Origin of the sequence: Luteolibacter ambystomatis (assembly GCF_018137965.1) — a bacterium.
Lineage (GTDB): Bacteria > Verrucomicrobiota > Verrucomicrobiia > Verrucomicrobiales > Akkermansiaceae > Luteolibacter > Luteolibacter ambystomatis.
Window position 1 is genome coordinate 5165246 of sequence record NZ_CP073100.1, and the last position, 17327, is coordinate 5182572.

Annotated in this window: 13 protein-coding genes and 1 tRNA gene; 4 read left to right on the forward strand and 10 right to left on the reverse strand. The window is 62.1% G+C overall.

Going from position 1 to position 17327, the window contains the following annotated elements:
* Window positions 1–53: 53 nt before the first annotated feature.
* Together thrS and KBB96_RS20240 are read right to left on the reverse strand one after the other, a co-directional pair.
* A complete protein-coding gene (gene thrS, locus KBB96_RS20235; RefSeq protein WP_211631309.1) occupies window positions 54–1931 on the reverse strand; it encodes a threonine--tRNA ligase in 1878 nt (625 codons plus the stop codon).
* 146 nt (window positions 1932–2077) lie between these two features.
* Window positions 2078–2323 carry a hypothetical protein gene (locus KBB96_RS20240; RefSeq protein ID WP_211631310.1) on the reverse strand — a complete coding sequence of 82 codons (246 nt, stop codon included), beginning with the start codon at window positions 2321–2323 and terminating at the stop codon, window positions 2078–2080.
* A gap of 297 nt (window positions 2324–2620) precedes the next feature.
* Between KBB96_RS20240 and KBB96_RS20245 the strand changes: the two genes are divergently transcribed.
* The 3 genes from KBB96_RS20245 to KBB96_RS20255 all read left to right on the forward strand — a co-directional run bounded on the left by KBB96_RS20245 (window position 2621) and on the right by KBB96_RS20255 (window position 7317).
* On the forward strand, window positions 2621–4489 hold the full coding sequence (locus KBB96_RS20245; protein ID WP_211631311.1) for a polysaccharide lyase family 8 super-sandwich domain-containing protein: 1869 nt from the start codon (window positions 2621–2623) through the stop codon (window positions 4487–4489).
* A 150-nt stretch (window positions 4490–4639) separates the two neighbouring features.
* Window positions 4640–5707 carry a pectate lyase gene (gene pelA, locus KBB96_RS20250; RefSeq protein WP_211631312.1) on the forward strand — a complete coding sequence of 356 codons (1068 nt, stop codon included), beginning with the start codon at window positions 4640–4642 and terminating at the stop codon, window positions 5705–5707.
* 194 nt (window positions 5708–5901) lie between these two features.
* Window positions 5902–7317: a sulfatase family protein gene (locus KBB96_RS20255; RefSeq protein ID WP_264176979.1), complete on the forward strand. Its 1416-nt coding sequence runs from the start codon at window positions 5902–5904 to the stop codon at window positions 7315–7317.
* A gap of 85 nt (window positions 7318–7402) precedes the next feature.
* Here the strand turns inward: KBB96_RS20255 and corA are convergent, their stop codons facing one another.
* The 8 genes from corA to KBB96_RS20295 all read right to left on the reverse strand — a co-directional run bounded on the left by corA (window position 7403) and on the right by KBB96_RS20295 (window position 16296).
* Window positions 7403–8494 carry a magnesium/cobalt transporter CorA gene (gene corA, locus KBB96_RS20260; protein ID WP_211631313.1) on the reverse strand — a complete coding sequence of 364 codons (1092 nt, stop codon included), beginning with the start codon at window positions 8492–8494 and terminating at the stop codon, window positions 7403–7405.
* A 72-nt stretch (window positions 8495–8566) separates the two neighbouring features.
* Complete coding sequence (locus KBB96_RS20265) at window positions 8567–9310, reverse strand: transporter (RefSeq protein ID WP_211631314.1); 744 nt, start codon at window positions 9308–9310, stop codon at window positions 8567–8569.
* Between the two features lie 160 nt (window positions 9311–9470).
* On the reverse strand, window positions 9471–12119 hold the full coding sequence (gene mgtA / locus KBB96_RS20270; RefSeq protein ID WP_211631315.1) for a magnesium-translocating P-type ATPase: 2649 nt from the start codon (window positions 12117–12119) through the stop codon (window positions 9471–9473).
* Window positions 12120–12175: 56 nt separating this feature from the next.
* Window positions 12176–13198, reverse strand: a complete 1023-nt coding sequence (locus tag KBB96_RS20275; protein WP_211631316.1) for a sensor histidine kinase — start codon at window positions 13196–13198, stop codon at window positions 12176–12178.
* Entirely contained in the window at window positions 13195–13893 is a 699-nt protein-coding gene (locus KBB96_RS20280) for a response regulator transcription factor (protein ID WP_211631317.1), read from the reverse strand. The genes KBB96_RS20275 and KBB96_RS20280 overlap by 4 nt, the downstream gene beginning before the upstream one ends.
* A 139-nt stretch (window positions 13894–14032) precedes the next feature.
* Window positions 14033–14109, reverse strand: a tRNA-Met gene (locus tag KBB96_RS20285).
* Between the two features lie 154 nt (window positions 14110–14263).
* Window positions 14264–15412, reverse strand: a complete 1149-nt coding sequence (locus KBB96_RS20290) for a glutathionylspermidine synthase family protein (RefSeq protein ID WP_211631318.1) — start codon at window positions 15410–15412, stop codon at window positions 14264–14266.
* Between the two features lie 23 nt (window positions 15413–15435).
* A complete protein-coding gene (locus KBB96_RS20295; RefSeq protein WP_211631319.1) occupies window positions 15436–16296 on the reverse strand; it encodes a hypothetical protein in 861 nt (286 codons plus the stop codon).
* 264 nt (window positions 16297–16560) lie between these two features.
* Between KBB96_RS20295 and KBB96_RS20300 the strand changes: the two genes are divergently transcribed.
* The gene (locus tag KBB96_RS20300; RefSeq protein WP_211631320.1) at window positions 16561–17319 is read left to right on the forward strand and encodes a hypothetical protein; all 759 of its coding nucleotides are present in this window, start codon (window positions 16561–16563) and stop codon (window positions 17317–17319) included.
* The last annotated feature ends 8 nt before the right edge of the window (window positions 17320–17327 follow it).

Genomic DNA, 17327 nt, shown 5'->3' on the forward strand with positions numbered 1-17327 from the left:
CGGCTACCAAAAAAGAGAGGCGGACTCGCGCCCGCCTCTCTCTGGTCGAATAGTTACAACCGCCGCTCGGCGATCTCCGCCTTGAGCTCGGCGAGGAATTCGTCCACCGGCTTCGAGCCGAGGTCGTCTTTGTCGCGGTGGCGGACGGAAACGGTGCCTTCTTCTTCCTCACGCTGGCCGATGACCAGCATGTAGGGGATGCGCTCGAGGCGGGCATTGCGGATCTTCGCACCGATTTTGTCGGAATCGCGGTCGATGGAGACGCGGATGCCGGCATCTGCGAGCTTGGCCGTCACGGCTTCCGCCGTTTCGAGCGTCTTTTCGGAGATCGGCAGCACGCGCACTTGTTCGGGAGCGAGCCACGTCGGGAACTTGCCTTCGAAGTGCTCGATGAGCAGACCGGTGAAACGCTCCAGCGAGCCGAAGGGCGCGCGGTGGATCATGACCGGCGTGTGCTGGGTGTTGTCCGCGCCGATGTAGGAAAGCTTGAAGCGCTCCGGCAGATTGTAGTCCACCTGCACGGTGCCGAGCTGCCAATCGCGGCCGATCACGTCCTTCACCACGAAGTCGATCTTCGGGCCGTAGAACGCGGCCTCGCCGAGCTCTTCCGTGTATTCCACTCCGAGCACCTGTACGGCGCTGCGCAGGGCGTTCTCCGCCTTGTCCCAGTTCTCCGCCTTGCCGACGTATTTGTCGGAGTCCGGATCGCGGAGCGAGAGCCGCACGCGGTAGTCGCCCATGCCGAGGGTGCCGAGCACCTTCTTCACGAGATCGAGGCACTTCGTCACTTCTTCCGCCACCTGGTCCGGCGTGCAGAAAAGGTGGGCATCGTCCTGCGTGAAGCCGCGGACGCGCGTCATGCCGCCGAGTTCGCCGGATTGTTCCCAGCGGTACACCGTGCCGAACTCCGCGAGACGCACCGGCAGATCACGATACGAGCGATGCTCGCTGGCGAAGATCTTGATGTGGTGCGGGCAGTTCATCGGCTTGAGCATGTAGCCCTCGTACGTGCCATCGGAGAGACCGTTGATGAGCTGGCTGCACGTCGCGTCCTCGTCGGCGAGCTTTTCGAGCACGTCGCGCTCGGCGATCGCCGGGTACTGGCTTTCCTGATAGTAGGGGAAGTGGCCGGAGGTGCGGTAGAGGTCGAGCTTGCCAATGTGCGGCGTGAAAACCTGCGAGTAGCCCTGCTTGTCGAGCTCGGCGGTGATGAAGTCCTGGAGCGAGCGGCGGATGAGCGCGCCCTTCGGTTTCCACAGGATCAGGCCCTGGCCGACTTCCTCGTCGATGTGGAACAGGTGCAGCTCGCGGCCGAGGCGGCGGTGGTCGCGCTTCTTCGCTTCCTCCAGGCGCACGAGGTGCTGTTCGAGGAGTTCCTTGTTTTCGAAAGCCGTGCCGTAGAGACGTTGGAGGCTGCCTTTCGATTCATCGCCCATGTAGAAGGACGAGGACACCGACATCAGCTTCACGTTCTTGCACTTCGCCGTGTAGCCCACGTGCGGGCCGGCGCAGAGGTCGATGAACTCGCCGTTCTGGAAGCAGGAGATTTCTTCGCCTTCCGGAATCTTGTCGATCAAGTCGAGCTTGAAACGGCTCGGATTGCCCGGGCGCTCCGAGAGACCGCCGAGGCGGCCGCTTTCGGCCATCGCCTTGGCTTCCTCACGGGAAATGACGCGGCGCTCGAACTTCTGGTTCTCCTTCGCGATCTTCTTCATCTCCGCCTCGATCTTCTCGAAGTCATCCGGCGTGATCCGGTGCTTCATCTCGAAGTCGTAGTAGAAACCGCTGTCGATCGGCGGGCCGTAGGCGAACTGGGCGTCCGGCCAGATCCGCAGGATGGCGGTGGCCATGACGTGGGCGCAGGAGTGGCGCAGGCGCTCCAGGTCCGTCATCTGCTGGCGCTCGTCGAGGGTCTTCCGTTCGGCTGACATGGGACGGCGGATGAAACATCCCGCGGCCCGATTTTCAAGGCAAACCCGCCACCCACCGGGTGACATCGGAGGCATGGAAACGTTGGAATCCCGACCATGCGCCGGGACGCGGACGCGATTGGCGAACTGCCAAGGTAAATTCGGGACTACCCCCGTTCGCGGGCGGCTTTCATTTCGTCACGCACGACGTTGGCGAGACCACCGATTCCCGCCCATGCCAGGAAAAGGAAGGCAACGACGAGAAAGGCGACTCCACCTTGCGGGTTTCCACGATCCAACGCGACACCCGTCGCTGCCGAAAAGACGATGAATCCGGCGTGAATCAGACGGCGGAGTCGGTTGATGGCCGCAGCCACTTCGTGGTTGCCGGATTGTGGTGGAGTGTCAGACATGACGGTATCTGGATCATTTGCCGGATTTGATCATCTGCCCAACCAAATCCGGCAGTGTGAACGGGATGGGCCGATGAGCCGAAAGATCCGCCAGATTGGCAGCGTTTCTGCTTTAAGTTGCACGCCATTTTATCTGTGTCTCGCCTACTACTTCTTCTCTTTTTCGGGCTTTCCGTCGCCCTTCAGGCGTCGGAAGCGGATCTGGATCGGACCATCGTCCAGTTCCGGGAATTCTTATTGGGGAAGGTTGCGGTGGGGATGGAGGACACGAACGAGCCGCGTCATTCGGACACAAAGGTGGACCGTTTCGTCCGCGCATTGAAGCCGGACGGCTCATGGGCGGATGTCGACTACGGTGGCAAGGCGCGTTCCGGGTGGCAGCCTGCGGAGCATGTGGCGCGGCTGCGGGCGATGGTCGGTTCCGTGGCAAAGAACGAGGGCAACCGCGCTGAAACGCTCGCCGCCGTTCACCGGGCTTTCGCGTTCTGGATCAAGAGCGACCTCCAGTGCCCGAACTGGTGGTACAACAACATCGGCATGCCGAAGGAGCTCGCCGCCTGTGGCATCCTGCTCGGCAAGGATCTGCTGCCGGAGGAAAAACGCTTTCTCACGGAGGTGCTGATGCCGCGCTCGAAGATCGCCATGACCGGCCAGAACCGGCAGTGGTTGGCCGGAAACACGCTGATGTTCGGTTTGCTCAAGCGCGATGAGGCGGTGGTGGGTGAAGCTGCCGCAGTGATTTGGAACGAGGTACAGGTGGTGGAGAAGGAAGGCATCCAGCCGGATGCAAGCTATCACCAGCACGGACCGCAGCAGCAGTTCGGGAACTACGGGCTGGCCTTCGCGGTGGAGATCGGGCGCTGGGCGACCATGCTCGGGGGCACGCCGTGGGCGCTTCCGCCTGCGAAGCTGGAGGCCTACCGGTTGTTCCTGCTCGATGGTGTCGCCTGGGTTTGCTGGCGCGGGGTGATGGACGTGGGGGCCTGCGGACGGCAGTTTCAGCCGGGCTCTCCCGTGAGCAAGGCTTCGTCGGTGGCCCGGGCGATGGAATGCGCGGCGGGTTTCGATCGCGATCACGCGGCGGCTTATCTGGCAGCGGCGAAGCGTAACCAGCCCGGCGCGGCAAACGATCTCACCGGAAACCGTTTCTTCTGGCGGTCGGACGGCATGGTGCAGCGGAATGCCGAGTGGAGCGCCACGCTCAAGATGTCCTCAAATCGCGTGATCGGCTCGGAGATCGTGAACGACGAGAACCTCTCCGGCTACCATCTCGGGGATGGCATGCTGTTGTTCTACCGCAGTGGCAGCGAGTATCAGGACATCTTTCCGGTGTGGGACTGGCAGAAACTTCCTGGCACGACATGTGCGCAGAATGAGCTGCCGAGATCCAACCGCTCATCGGTCGCGCGGGATTTCATCGGTGGTATCTCCGATGGCAGATCCGGGATGGCGGTGATGGATTATGCCCGCGATGGCGCGAGCGCGCACAAGGCGTGGTTTTTCAATGACAGCACGGTGGTGTGCCTCGGCGCGGCCATCCAAGGTGATACGAAGGAAAAGGTGGTGACCACGCTCGATCAATGCCTCGTCCAAGGACCGGTCAAAGCCCAGCGCGAGGGGAAAACCGCGCCGTTGTCACCGGGCACGGTTTCCGGGATCGAGTGGGTCGAGCATGGCACCTTCCGCTACAGCCTGCTGGAGAAATCCCCCGTGGTCATGACCGCCGGACCGGCCGCCGGAAACTGGAGCCGCATCTATCGGAATCCAAACACGCCGAAGGCGGATGTCACCAAGCCGGTCTTCTGTCTCACCATCGATCACGGAGCGCAGCCGAAAGACGCCCGGTATGCCTACGCCGTGTCACCCGCGGGTGAAGCAGCGCGGGCGAAGGTGCTGGTGAACACCGCGGATCTGCAGGCGGTCCAGCTCTCCCCGGATCTGACCGGCATCATTTTCTGGAAAGCCGGGGTATTCACCACGGCATCCGGTGCTCCGATCACGGTGGATCAGCCCTGCGTGGCGCTGTTGGATGCGACCAAGCGCGAACTGAGGGTGGCGGATCCCACGCAGAAGCTGGCGACGGTTCACGTAACGCTCGGCAGCGGAATCAAAACCGTAGTGTTCCCGACCGGTGGCCAGGCAGGAACCGCAGTGGTGGTAAGGTAGGAAGGAGCCGGGGCTCTACCGGACTCATCTGGTTCAAGTCTGCCACGCTTCGTTGCCCGACAGCATGCCTGCCGTGAAATGAGGTGCTGCCGCAAATTGTGCGGTCGTGACCGTTGCCGTGTGACCGCGGCGGGGGCATGATGCCTCCCCATGCGAAATGCCGGCCTTTCCTTCGCGCGTGTCCTGGGACTCGCTCTGGCGCTGCTGGCTCCCGTTCCGTCGATGGCTGCCGGAGGCGGCACCGCGCCGTATCTCCAGAAGCCGGATGCCTGGTTTGCCACGCCGGAGGCGAAGCACGTTGCGGAGATCATCCTTTCCTACCAATCCGATCTCGGCGGCTGGCCGAAGAACACGGACACCGTGGATGCGCCCTACACCGGGGATCGCAAGGAATTGCATCCGACCTTTGACAACGGCGCCACCACCGGTGAGCTGCGCTTTCTCGCGCGCATGTTCAACGCCACCAGGGACGAGGCCTGCCGCACCGCATTCCAACGTGGCCTTGCCTACATCCTGAAGGCGCAATATCCCACCGGCGGCTGGCCGCAATTCCATCCGCCGGGCAAGCAGTACCACCGCCATATCACCTTCAATGATGATGCGATGGTGCGGCTGCTGGAGTTCCTGCGCGAAGTGGCTCGGGAGGATGCCTGCAAGTTCGTGCCCGATGTGGAACGCAAGGCGTCGGACAAGGCCTTTGCCGATGGCATCGCGTGCATCCTGAAGTGCCAGATCCGCATCGATGGCAAGCCGACCGTGTGGTGCGCACAACATGACGAGATCGACTACAGTCCACGTCCCGCGCGCGCGTTCGAGCTCGCATCCTTCAGTGGTTCCGAATCGGTCGGCATCGTGAGGCTGCTCATGAGCTTGGAGAAACCCACGCCGGAAGTGATCGCTGCCGTGAATGGCGCGATGGCGTGGTTCGAGGCAGCGAAGATCACCGGCATCCGTCTTGACCGCGTATCCGACCCGCAAAGCGCGAAAGGAAAGAACCTCGTGGTGGTGGCGGACCCGGAAGGCCCGCCGCTGTGGGCGAGGTTTTACGATCTCAAGACCGGAAAACCGTTCTTCTGCGACCGCGATGGCGTGCCGAAGGCGACCATCGCCGAGATCGGCTACGAACGCCGCAATGGCTACGCGTGGTACGGCGAATGGCCGGCGAAGTTGATCGAGAAGGACTATCCGGCTTGGAAGGCGCGGAATCATTTTCGCTGAAACTCCGACTGTGCTCGTGGAGGGTACGGTGGATGCCGTGTGTTTGTGGGAACTATTTGCGTGAGAAGTACGTAAGAATGGATTCCATCAGCCTATAGTCTTCCATGATGATGAGAATCCCGACCATCGTTTGCGCCCTTTTCGCGTTGGCAGCTTGCGTTGCGCCACTATCCGCGGCGCCGAAACCGAACATCGTGCTTTTCGTCACCGATGATGAAAGCCCCATCGCCGGTTGCTACGGATCGCCGGTGATCCAGACGCCGCATCTGGATGCCCTGGCCAAGGATGGCACGATGTTCACCAACGCCTATGCCACCACGGCCTCGTGCTCGGCGAGCCGCTCCGTGATTCTCACCGGTACTCACAATCATGCGAACGGCCAATACGGACACGTTCACGACTACCATCATTTCGAGACCTATGCGAACTGCGCCGCCATCAGCCTGCCACAGCAGTTGAAGCTTCTCGGCTACCGCACCGCCCACATGGGCAAGAACCACGTCGCGCCGGATTCGGTTTATCACTACGATCAGGAGCTGAAGGTCACCGGTCCGCACGATTCGCCGAACTGGGTGAAGAACTGCGAACCGTTGTTCAATGAAAAGTCGGACCAGCCATTCTATCTTGCCTTCTGGACGCATGATCCACATCGCAGCGGTGAGGAGCAGCAGTCGGTACCCGGCGATCTGAAGCCGAACGCTTTCGGCAACCCGCAGGTCGGCAAGGAATATCCGGGAATCAAGGAAGTCATCTATGATCCATCGAAAGTGGTCGTGCCTTCCTATCTGCCGGATACGCCGGAGTGCCGTGCGGAGATCGCGCAGTACTACCAGAGCGCGACCCGCACCGACAAAGCCCTGGGCGCGCTCGTCGAGGCGCTGAAGAAAGCGGGCCAGTATGACAACACCATCATCATTTTCACCGCCGACCATGGCATGGCATTCCCGGGTGCGAAGACCACCGTCTATGAAGCGGGCCTTCGTGTGCCCTTCGTGGTTCACATGCCGGGCGCGAAACCCGGCGTGGTGAATGATGCGATGATCTCCCACCTGGATCTCACGCCGACGTTGGTGGATGCCGCAGGAGGCCTGGATAAAGCGGCCAATGCCCCGAAGCAACTCGCACCAGTGGAGAAGGCCGGCCTTGGCGAGAACGCAGGGAAGAAGTTCACGCGTTACCAAGGTCGTTCGTGGGTGGGCCTTGTCGGTCGGGAACACGGTGAAGGCTGGGATGAAATCTCAGCCTCGCACACCTTCCACGAAATCCAGATGTACTATCCGATGCGCGCGATCCGTGATCGCCGCTACAAGCTGATCTGGAACATCGCCTCACCGCTGCCATTCCCCTTCGCTTCCGACCTGTGGGCGGCCTCCACCTGGCAGGGCGTGTGGCGCAAGGGGCCGCAGGCGCTCTATGGCAACCGTACCGTGGACTCCTACATCCATCGCCCGCCGTTCGAGCTCTACGACATGGAGAAAGATGCGGCGGAAACGAAGAACCTCGCCGAGGATCCGACTCACAAGGAGCTGTTGGAATCGATGAAGAAGCGGCTCAAGGAGATGCAGAAGCGCACCGACGACCCGTGGCGTCTCAAGTGGGAGTACGAGTGAGAGGGCGGGGAGGGGGGCGTTGAAGGTCACATGGCCGCCGCCCGGCGCGGTTTGTTCGCCCGCATACCGGATTCCAGCGGCAGCATCAAAGCCACTTCTTCCATTTGAAGAGCCACAATTGGATCGCGGCAATGACCGCCATGACGGTCATGACTCCGATGTAGCCGTAGGGATGGTACAACTCCGGCATGTTCAATGGCAGTGTTCTGCCGGCGGGGGGATCGGGGGCGAAGTTCATGCCATAGACTCCGACGATGAACGTCAGCGGAATGAAGATCGAAGTGATCACGGTGAGCACCCTCATGATCTCGTTGGTCCGCAGCCCGACGCTGGAATGATAGAGATCCATCAGACCGGAGGTGATGTCCTTGTAACTCTCCACGAGGTCCATGAGCTGGACCGTGTGATCGTAGCAATCGCGGAGGAACACCTTGGTCGGCTCGGCGATCTGGCCGGATGCGTCATGGAGCAGTCCGTTGACCACGTCGCGCAGGGGCCAGATCAAGCGGCGCAGTTGGGTGAGACTGCGTTTGTGTTCATGGAGGGCCAGCACCATCTGGCGCGAGGGTTTTTCAAGCAGGTCGTCCTCCAGTTCCTCAATGCTCTCACTGATGCATTCGAGCACCGGATAGTAGTGGTCGATGATCGAATCCAGCAAGGCATAGGCGAGGTAGTCCGCCTTGGATTTCCGGATCGGCCCCATTCCGGCCCGGAGGCGATCCCTTACCGGATTGAATACATCATAGTCGGCCTCCTCCTGGACCGTGATCAGGAAATGATCACCGAGGAAAAAGCTCACCTGTTCGCCGCAGATGTTGCGCTTTTTGTCCTGATATACCATTTGGGCGACGATGAACAGGTAGCCGGGAAACTGTTCCGTCTTGGGGCGTTGGCCGGTGTTCAGGGCGTCTTCCAGAGCCAGGGGATGGAGGTCGAAGTGTGCGGCGAGCGTTTGGAGAGCCTCGACGTCGCCTAGGCCGTCAACATTGATCCAGGTGATCTTGTGATTGTCGATGTGCGAGATCAGCCCCTGAATGTCGGTTATCTCGCGTTCCTCGAAGTGGCCGGCGTCATACTCGATGCACTGGATGCGGGGTTTCCGGGTTTTGCCGTCCACCAGATGAGGGAGAAGGGTGGCTGGAGATGAACCTGGTGCCGAATAGCGTTTTTCGAACATGGAGCGGGGCTTCATAAAATGAAACAAGATCGGGTGTTTCCGCGGAGGCCGCTGCGAAACGCGGCCCTTCTGTCAAAAAATGAGTGTTAGTCCGAGTGAAATCGCGGCTTCTTCGGTCCCCTTGCAACCGGCTTCGAATGCACCGCCGATGTAGACCCCGCGGGTGACTTCCGCTTGGCAACCGCACCGCAGGAAGCTTTGGAGATCCGCTCCATCGTGATCGGGCAGCAGCATGTAGGTCTCCACAAACAACATCCATTTCTCCGTAGTCTGCCATCGGAGGGCGGCTCCGAAGAATCCGGCTTCCTCGCTTTTGTTGTCCCTGCCGCTTTCCGGCACCCAATTGAACCCGGCGTTGCCATCGAAGCTGACCCTTCCCCATTCCCGTGTAGCGATGAGGAGGAAATTGAAGTTCGTCGCCCCAACCCCCAATCCATGGGACGCGGTGGGGAGCGTGGCGGTGGAGCTCAGGCTGAGGGCAAAGGGACACCGGGACGAATCGACCAAAGGGGTTTTCAATCCCAAACTCAGATCCAGGAGTCCTTCCCGCTCATTGGGAGTTGCGGAATCTCGTTCGCGCTGCCACCCGAATCCCAATCCCACGGATCCTTCGATCCGGGAGCAGATTCCCGTCGTGAACGAGAAACTGTTTCCGGCTGCATGGGTCGCCGGATCACGCCGTACGTCCACGGTCACGTCGATCTCCCTTTCGCCGGGAGGATGAATTGCCGCGTCGTCCACCACCAGCGGGTAGGCGGCGCGGAGCGTGCCCATCCCTGCAAGGGTGACGATGCCGATGCGGATCGATGGTTTCATCGCATTGAATGTTGGTTCAAATCATGGCGCTCCGTGCGGGCCGTCTTGCAACAGCGGGCGAGAGCGGCGCGGATCGGACCCAGTCCGGAATCGGCCACAGCCGATGGTCCGGACCAGGGTGGTCGTAGGACCGGATGCATGGCGTGCTTTCGTCCGGGGTTTACAGCCATGCTCCGAACCTGCGGATATACATCCGCTTCAGTGTCTGGGTGAGGACACAGTAGGCAAACAGCGTGATGATGAGAAACGGCCAATAGGCGGGTGGCAGGGCTTGCAAGCCCACCGAGTGACCGAAGCCGGTGAAGGGGATGAGGCAGCCGATGGCAACGATGATTCCCGACAAGAGGATCACCACGGGAGCCGCGGCACTCTGGATGAAGGGGATCTTCTCCGTGCGGATCATGTGGACGATCAAGGTCTGGCTCAGCAGCCCTTCGACAAACCAGCCGGAGTGGAACAGGCTCTGTTTGTCCGCCGAGTTCGCACCAAAAAGGAACCACATGCCAAGGTAGGTCGTGATGTCGAAGATCGAGCTGATCGGACCGATGCAGATCATGAACCGCGTGAGATGTCCGGATGCCCATTTCTTCGGCGTCTTCAGCCAATCCTCATCCATGCGGTCCCATGGAATGGAAATCTGTGAGATGTCGTAGAGCAGGTTCTGGATGAGCAGGTGGATTGCCAGCATCGGCAGGAACGGGATGAACGCGCTCGCCACCAGGACGCTGAAGACATTCCCGAAATTCGAGGATGCCGTCATCTTGATGTACTTGGTGATGTTCCCGAAGGTGACGCGGCCTTCGATCACGCCCTCCTCCAGCACCAACAGGCTTTTCTCAAGCAGGATGATGTCGGCCGCCTCCTTCGCCACATCCGTGCCGGTATCCACGGAGATGCCCACGTCCGCCTCGCGGAGAGCTACCGCGTCGTTCACGCCATCTCCCATGAATCCCACGGTGTGACCATTGGCCTTGATAGCCCGGACGATCCGCGCCTTTTGCATCGGCGAGGCCTTGGCAAAGATCGTGGTTTGATCGACCGCGCGGCGCAATTCGTCGTCATCCATTTTCTCCACCTCGGTGCCTGTGAGCACTCCCGAGACATCCAGTTCCACGTCACGGCAGATCCGGCGGGCGATGTTGGCGTTGTCCCCCGTGATCACCTTGACGCCGACCCCGTGGTCCTTCAGCAGGCGCAGTGCTTCCCGGGCGCTTTCCTTGGGGGGATCGAGAAAGCAGATGGTGCCGCAGAGGACGAGTTGTGTCTCGTCTTCCCCGCGCAGGGGGCCGTGGTTGTTGGGCAGGGTTTTGTAAGCCACGGCGATGACGCGGAAGCCGTCCTCGTTGTGATCGTCCCGCTGTCTCAGGATTTCCGCCCGCATCGCCTCATCCAGAGGCAGGATCCTGCCTTGGTCTTCGTAAAAGGCGCAGACATCGAGCATTTCATCGGTCGCGCCCTTGGTAACCATGAGTTGCTCCGTGCCACTGGCCGCCTTGACCAGAACGGAGAGGCGGCGGCGGTTGAAGTCGAACGGAAGTTCGTCCGTGCATTCATGGTCACGGGCGGCATCGCGCAGTCCCTGTTCGGCGGCGGCATCAATCACCGCCCGGTCGATGAGGTTTTTCAGACCGGTTTGGAACAGGCTGTTGAAGTAAGCGATTTCAAGGACACGGCTGCTTTCCTTGCCGTGGATGTCCAGATGGTGGATGAGCACCACGCGGTCCTGGGTCAGTGTGCCGGTCTTGTCGGTGCAGAGCACATCCATGGCTCCCAGGTTTTGGATGCTGCTCATGTTCTTCACCACACACTTCCGCCGGGACATGGCGACGGCACCGCGGGCGAGGTTCGCGTTCACGATCATCGGCAGCATCTCGGGTGTGAGCCCCACGGCCACGGCGACCCCGAAGAAGAAGGCTTCCAGCCAATCTCCTTTGGTCAGCCCGTTGATGAGAAAGACGATGGGCACCATCACCAGCATGAAGCGGATGAGGATCCAGCTCACGCGGTTCACCCCTTTGTCGAAGTCGGTGGCGGGGCGTTCTCCGGTGATCCTTCCGGCGAGAAAGCCCATGTAGGTCTTCGCGCCGGTGGCGAGCACGAGGGCCCGCGCCATGCCGCTGATGACGCTGGTGCCCTGGAGGGCAAGATGGGTGGTGCCGAATGGATCACCCGCGTCCACCCGGGCGCCGGGTTGCCAGGCCTCCTTCTCCACGGGCATGGCTTCCCCGGTCAGGGCGGACTGGCTGACGAAGAGATCCCGCGCTTCCAGCAGGATCACGTCGGCAGGTACGAGATCGCCTGCAGACAAGCGGATGACGTCCCCTGGAACCAGATCGCGCATCGGGATCTCCGCAGCCTTGGGATCGAGGGAATCCCGGGGAATACCCTGCGGAAGATCGCCCTGACGATAGACCGTCGCCGTGTTGTGGACCATCTTGCGGAGGGCGTCCGCCTGCACCAGCGCCTTCATCTCCTGCCAGAAGCGCAGCAGGGTCGCGATGGTGATCATCACGCCCAGCACGATCGTGGCCTTCAGGTCATCGGTGAAGTACGATACCGCTCCGAGAAACAGCAGGACGAAGTTGAATGGGTTCCTGAAAGACAGCCAGAGCACGAGCCACCGGGATTTCCGCTTGTCCGAAAGTGGCGCGTTCGGTCCATGGAAATCGAGCCGCGCGCGGGCCTCGGGCCACTCGAGGCCGAGGCGCGAGGCGGAAAGACGGACGAGCGCCTCGTCGGCTCCCAGCAGGAACTCGGCGGATGCGGCGTCCCCGTCATTCGGACGGATGTCGGTAGCGTGGCGGACCATGGGACAAGCCTCGCGGCTTCGAGGGGGACCGGGTAGAAATGAAACCTGAAGATTGCTTAGGAATCGGACTGCGCTGGCAGGACGACGGCAAAGGTGCTGCCGCGCCCGGTGGTGCTCTCCAGCTCGATGGTCCCACCGATCTGCTCGATGGAGCGGAGCGCGATGGCCAGTCCGAGCCCGCTGCCCGGTGGTGCCTTTTCGCCATGCGCACCCGGACCGCGATAGAACCGCTCGAACAAGCGATGGCGTTCGGATTCCGCGATGCCGGGACCGTGGTCGATCACTTTGAGGACGAAACGGTTTCCATCCGCGCGTCCGGATCGGAGGATGACCTCTCCCATATCCGGGGACCAGGCGATGGCATTGTGCAGCAGGTTGAGAAGCGCGGTCCGCAACAATCCCCGGTCCGTCCGGAGAGGGACTTTCTCCGCACCCTCCACCACGATGGTCACCCGCCGGTCCTCGGTAAGGGCCAACAGGCTTTCGCGGCATTCGTGCAGCAGTTCCACCGCGTCGAAGGAGGTCACGCTCAATGGGGTTTGACCGCTCTCCAGGCGCGCCAGTTCAAGCAGGCGGCTGAGCAAGCGGTTCAGGCCCTCGGTTTCCTCCAGCATCATCCCGATGGTATCACAGAGCTTTTGTGGATCATCGGCGTGCTGGCGCAGGGCGAGTTCCCCGACGGTCCGTAGTGCCGTCACCGGGCGGCGCAACTCGTGCGAGACATCTCCCGTGAAACGCCGCAGTTCGGCCAACAGTTGATCCCGCCTCCGGGCCTCGCTGCGGAGCAGGGACGCCAATCCTTCCAGTTCCGAAGGCACCTTGCCCGGGCGTGGTTCATTGATGGAGGCACCCAGGCGGCTGATTTCCGAGAGACACCATCCTGCGACGAGCCAACCGCCCGCGAAGAAGATTCCCAGCACAAATACCGAGGCCGGGATGATCTTGCCCTCTGTCAGCACATGGATGCCCGAGGACCGTGCGATCAGGGCCAGAAGAAAAACCAACGCTCCCGCCGCCAGCGATCCGAAGGCGAATGCCAGCCGCGCCCGCAATGAGAGCTGTCCCCACCATGCTTTCATCGGATGTCCTCTCTCAAGACGTAGCCGACGCCGCGCAGCGTGTGCAGCAGTTTCTTCCCGCGCCCTTCGTCCAGCTTCCGGCGCAGATGGGTGATGTGGACATCGATGACATTGTCGATGGGGGTCGCGCGGTTTGGTTCCCGCCAAACACCACGGGCCAGTTCATCCCGGCTCACCGCCTCACCCGACCGGACCAGCAGATAGGCCAACAGATCGAACTCGCGCGGTGTCAGTGCCAGCACCTCTCCGTCACGCATGGCGAGCCGGGTGACGTAGTCCACCGTCAGGCCGCCCAAGGACCGCCGCAGCGGCTCGGCTGGCATCGCCCTGCGCAACAAGGCGCGGATGCGTGCCAACAGTTCGGCGAAGGCAAACGGTTTGGCCAGATAGTCGTCCGCGCCGGATTCCAGACCATGCACCCGGTCCGTCACGGCATCCCGCGCGGTCAGCAGGAGCACCGGGGTGCGGACACCCCGCTTCCGCCAATCCGCGAGCACTTCCACTCCGGCCTGCCCCGGCAGCATCCAATCCAACACCACCAGATCGAACGATCCCGCCAGCAGGCTCAATGACGCATCCTCCGCGGTCCCTGCAATCAAGGCTTCGAAGCCCTCCTCTCCCAGCGCCGAAACAAGCGCCTGGGCGGTGCGCTCGTCATCTTCGACGATCAGGAGCCGGGACTTTGTTGCTGCCATGGGCACAGCTTAACAGCCCGGCGACGGTATTTGACAGGGCCCAGGAGCGGATTTTTTCCTGCAATGGAACTTCCGGAACGCGCAGGCGGCGGCATCAAAAGGCGAAGGCCGCGAACTCTTCCGAGTTCGCGGCCTTCATTGGTTGCGGGAGTAGGATTTGAACCTACGACCTTCAGGTTATGAGCCTGACGAGCTACCGGGCTGCTCCATCCCGCGATTCCATTTGGTCACCCCTTGCGGGGCGGGGCGGGAAACTAGTCGGACGGACCCGGGTTGCGCAAGAGGAATGTGAGGATTTCTTCACTTCTTGAGCGGGGGGAGGGCTGCCATCGTCCCTCAGAAACAAGGACAGGAATGTCCTTGCTCCCAGTCACCCTTCGAGAACATGGGCGAGGAAGCGGCTGGTGTTGCGGGTGATGGGGCCGTCGTCCTCGCGGACGGAGAGGCCGCGGCAGGTGTCGCCGATCATCCAGGCACCCCAGACACAAGAGCGGGAGCCGTTCTGGAGGAGGTCGGCCTTCTGCTGGTAAACGAGCGGAGAGTCCGTGAAGTCGCCGGAGGAGTCTGCGGTGATGCGACCGCTTTCGAAGATCCGGACGTTCGCGCCTTCGCGACCGAGCAGGGGCTTCGAGACGTAGCGGTCGATGCCGGCGCGCTGGAGATCGGTGAAATCGAGCGAGGCGGGAAGCAGCAGCGGATGGCCGGGATTCAGTTCCCAGAGGATGGGAAGAAGGCCTTTGTTCGAGAGCAGCATCTTCCAGATCGGTTCGGTGAAGAGCGCACGGTGTGGGGGGATGTGGCGGAAGAAATCTTCCGCGGCCATCCATTCCCACGGGTAGAGCTTGAAGAGGCGTTGGATGCGGCGCTCTTCCAGATCGGTGAAATAGCCCTCCGGGTGAACGCCGAGCTCATGCATGCCGAGGAGGACGGTTTCCTTGCCGGCTTGCTCGGCGGTTTCGGCGAGGTAGGCGATGGTCTGGCGGTCTTCGTGCGAATCCCAGACACAGGTGAAGTGGATGACGGGCTCAGGGAAAAGGGACCAGCGTTCGATGAGAGCCTCGTGCAACGAATTGAGTTGGTCGAGATGGGGCGCGGTGTCTTCCAGCCATTGCCACTGGATGACGGATGCCTCCAGCAGCGAGGTGGGCGTGTCGGCGTTGTATTCGAGGAGCTTCGGTGGGCCCTGGCCGTTCCACGCGAGGTCGAAGCGGCCGTAGAGAGATACATCGCCCTCGCCCCAGGAAGCCTCGATGAGCGGAATGGCGGCGGCCGGAATGGAGAGCCGGTCCCACCAGCCACGGGCGATGATTTCATCGCAGGCACGGAGACAGAGCTGGTGGAGCTCATTGGCGGCGTCTTCCAGCACCTCGGCGGCGGCGAGGGAGAGGGTGACGTGGCGCCCCTCGGCCCAATAGGGCTGGTCGTCCGCGCTGTGCCAGGTGAGTCCGGCATCCTCGACGCGTTGTTTCCAGTTGTGACGGCGCAGGCGTTCCTGGATGCGGATGGGGTGATCGGGCATTCGGAAAGAGACGGAGAGAACTATCAGGAAGAAGAGGAGCCGCCGCCACTGCTGCCGAAGCCACCGCGCGAGGAAGGCGATGACGAGGAACCGGAGGCGTGGGTGCTGCCAGAGGGAGAGCTCGGGCGCGAGGCGCTGGTGGAGGAGTGATTGTCTCCGGAAGAAGAACTACTGCTACTGCCTTTGCCGTAGGTGGTGTGCGAGGAGCCGGAAGAACCGGACGTGCCGCTGCGGGAGCCGCCGCCCGCATAGCTGGCGGTGCGGGCCTGCTCATCCCGCTGGCGGCGGTAGGTGGTCTCGAAGAGCGGTGCGCGTTGACCGAAACTGCTGAAGCCGGGGCCGGGAGCATAGGAGCCGCGGTTTCCGGACAGCAGCCAGTACATGGCCAGCGCGGTGCCGAGACCGGGGCCGGAAGAGTGGCTCTGGTTCTGGTAGTAGGTGGCCTGTTGCGCGGTGGTGTCGAGCGACTGCTGTTGTTTCGCCAGGGCATCATCAATGCGTTTCAGCGCCTCGGGCGAGGGACGGCTGGCGGGAACGTCTTCGGGACCCGGAGCTTCGGCCCAGGTGTTGTTGACGAACCATTTGCCATCGCGCTGGAAGTTGTAGGAGTGCTCGTAGAAATCGTGCGCGCCGGCGTGGTAGTAGCCGATGTCGTCGATGCGGAAATTGTTCGGCACCTCACCGGAGAGGAGCTGGGTGCGCTGGTCGTCGAGTTCGGCGATGAGACGCTTCGACTCCGCCTCGTAGCTGGCCTGGGCCTGGCGTGCCTTGCGTTCGGAGGAATCGCAACTGGTGAGCGTGAGGGTGCTGCCCGCCAGGATGATCCAGGTGGAAAGTTGCAGGATTCCGCCGCGGCGGATCTGAAGGGAGGGGGCGCGTTTCATGGCGAGCATCGAAGATAGCGGGATTGGGCGCGGAGAGTCAATGCGGGTCCGATTCCAAAGGGGGGGCTTGGTTCCAATCAGAAGGCGATCCGTGGGAAGAGGGAATTTCGTGCTTAGTGCTTTGATCCTCTTGTGCTGGGGTGGGGCATGGTCACCGCCGCGCCCGTTTTTCTCTCCGCCGCCGCTTGGCGGGAGCGGGAGCGTGCGCACCGGGCGCGGGCGGAGCGGTGGACCTTGCCCGCGCGGGATCGGCGGGGGCGGCGCGTGCCGCATCCCATTGATGATTTCCTGTTCGTGTATTATCCGTTTTCCTTCGGGAAGCTGGAGGCGTGGCATCCGGGTTTCGGCACCGCGCTGGAGGTGGTGGAGGGAATGCCGGCGGCATTTGGAAGCGAGCCGTATCGCATGACCGGCGGGGTGGCGTTTCTGGATACGGGAATGCCGGGCGGGAAAGAGCGCCAGCGCTTGCAGTGGATTTTGGAGCTGCTGGAGGCTACCCGCGACCGCGCGCCAAACTTCGCGTGCTACGGACTGCACGAGTGGGCGATGGTCTATGGTGGCAAGGAAGTGCGCCACGAGAAGACAACTCCGCTGCGCCTGCCGCAGGCGGAGATCGATGCATTGGTGAAATCCCGCCCCGTGGTGTGCTCGCACTTCGATGCCTTCCGGTTCTTTGCTCCGGATGCCCAGCCGCTCAACCGCCTCCAGCCGACGCTGATGGATCGTCCGGCATTCGAGCAACCGGCGTGCATCCATGCGAATATGGACCTCTACAAATGGGCGGCGAAATCGATGCCATGGATCGGCTCGGAGCTGTTGCTCGATTGCTTCGAACTGGCGGTGGAACTCCGGGATCTGGACATGAGGGCCAGTCCCTATGATCTGACGGCCTGGGGGCGGGAGCCGGTGCGGATCGAAACTCCGGAAGGGCGTCGCGATTATGAGCGCGAGCAGCGGGCGCTCGCCGAGAAGGCGGCGGTGCTGCGCTCAAGGCTGGTCACGGCACTGGGCTTCCTGGCGTGAAGGATGTC

Bases quoted from the DNA above. Each gene is read 5' to 3' on its own strand.
- KBB96_RS20295 (WP_211631319.1), bottom strand. From the start codon at position 16,296: ATGAAACGCGCCCCCTCCCTTCAGATCCGCCGCGGCGGAATCCTGCAA.
- KBB96_RS20290 (WP_211631318.1), bottom strand. From the start codon at position 15,412: ATGCCCGATCACCCCATCCGCATCCAGGAACGCCTGCGCCGTCACAAC.
- KBB96_RS20240 (WP_211631310.1), bottom strand. From the start codon at position 2,323: ATGTCTGACACTCCACCACAATCCGGCAACCACGAAGTGGCTGCGGCC.
- KBB96_RS20275 (WP_211631316.1), bottom strand. From the start codon at position 13,198: ATGAAAGCATGGTGGGGACAGCTCTCATTGCGGGCGCGGCTGGCATTC.
- thrS (WP_211631309.1), bottom strand. From the start codon at position 1,931: ATGTCAGCCGAACGGAAGACCCTCGACGAGCGCCAGCAGATGACGGAC.
- mgtA (WP_211631315.1), bottom strand. From the start codon at position 12,119: ATGGTCCGCCACGCTACCGACATCCGTCCGAATGACGGGGACGCCGCA.
- corA (WP_211631313.1), bottom strand. From the start codon at position 8,494: ATGTTCGAAAAACGCTATTCGGCACCAGGTTCATCTCCAGCCACCCTT.
- KBB96_RS20265 (WP_211631314.1), bottom strand. From the start codon at position 9,310: ATGAAACCATCGATCCGCATCGGCATCGTCACCCTTGCAGGGATGGGC.
- KBB96_RS20280 (WP_211631317.1), bottom strand. From the start codon at position 13,893: ATGGCAGCAACAAAGTCCCGGCTCCTGATCGTCGAAGATGACGAGCGC.
- pelA (WP_211631312.1), top strand. From the start codon at position 4,640: ATGCGAAATGCCGGCCTTTCCTTCGCGCGTGTCCTGGGACTCGCTCTG.